Source organism: Micromonospora sp. DSM 43699, from assembly GCF_055517075.1.
Genome location: NZ_JBTMMT010000150.1, coordinates 1 through 1,224, shown reverse-complemented (window position 1 = coordinate 1,224; position 1,224 = coordinate 1). Strand labels below are relative to the sequence as shown.

General features: G+C 72.9%; 1 protein-coding gene. It reads right to left on the bottom strand.

Going from position 1 to position 1,224, the window contains the following annotated elements:
• Positions 1-121: 121 nt before the first annotated feature.
• Positions 122-1,075, bottom strand: coding sequence for a hypothetical protein (locus AC0AIB_RS30975; RefSeq protein WP_465098042.1), 954 nt, complete (start codon positions 1,073-1,075; stop codon positions 122-124).
• Positions 1,076-1,224 lie beyond the last annotated feature (149 nt).

Genomic DNA, 1,224 nt, shown 5'->3' with positions numbered 1-1,224 from the left:
CTCCCCCACCCCCCACCCCCACCCTCGCCCCGTTGATCAAGAGGTTTACGTCAAGTTGATCGCCGGGGATGACGCAAACCTCTTGATCAACAGCGGCATCGGGGTGGGGGCGGCGTTCGCGTCAGGGGGTGGTGAGGGTGAGGAGTCGGCCGGTGGCGACGTCGAGGACCGGGCGCGTGCCGAGGGGGGCCGCCAGTGTCACGGTGACCGGTTTGAGTGCCGCGAGATCTATGCACTCCCCGGTGGCCTGGACCACGCCGCCGCCGACCACCACCACGTCGTCGCTCTCCCGCACCAGGGCGGTGGGCCCGCCGTCGCAGGCGCCCAGGGCGACCGTGTACGTCAACCGGGTCCCGTCGACCCGTTGGAGCCGATCGGCACCGGCCACGCCAGCCGGAAGTGGCCGGGTCGGCGTGGACGGTTCGGGCACGGCGGTGACCGCCCGGGGGGCCACCGCGAGCCGGGCCACCTGGGTGGTCAACTCGGCCACGGTGAACAACCAGGCCGGCACGACGGCGACCCCCCGGCTGGTGCGTACCTCGGTGGTGCCGAGGACCACGCCGGTGACGGTGAGCGGGATACAGGGGGTGACGGCCTGGGTGGAGACCGAATCGTCCGGCCTGGCGGCGTCGGTAGAGGTGGGAGCCTGCGGTGCCCGGGGCCGCCCCTCGCACGGCTGCGGATCCCCCTGGTCCAGTTCCCGGTACGCCTCGGCTGCGCTGACCAGCGGAACAGTCAGGGCACCGTCCGGGAAGCGGATCGCCGCGTCGGCGGGCACGGCCGTCGGCAGTGCGATCTGGTCCCGGTACCAGCCGGCGCGGAAGGCCGCCTCGGTCTCGGCGCTGAAGCCGGGATCGCCGACGAGCACCGTGGCGTCCTGCAGCGGCAGGTAACCGCCCGACCAGTCGGCCCCGGGCCGCCACGCCCCCGCGACCTCGGCGGCCCGCTTGTCGAACTCCTCCCGATGCCACCCCGGATCACCCCCAGCCACCCCACCCGGCCCAGCCCCGGCTGGCGCACACCCACCCACCCCCACCACCAGAAGGCCCAAGCCCACCAAAACAAGTCGCCGCATACCCCTGAGACGCCCCACCCCCGCCCCCGGTTCCCCACCCGCCCCGCCCACGCCCCGCCCCGTTGATCAAGAGGTTTAAGTCAAGTTGATCGCCCCAGATGACGCAAACTTCTTGATCAACGGGGCCGGGGCAGGGGCAGGGGCAGGGG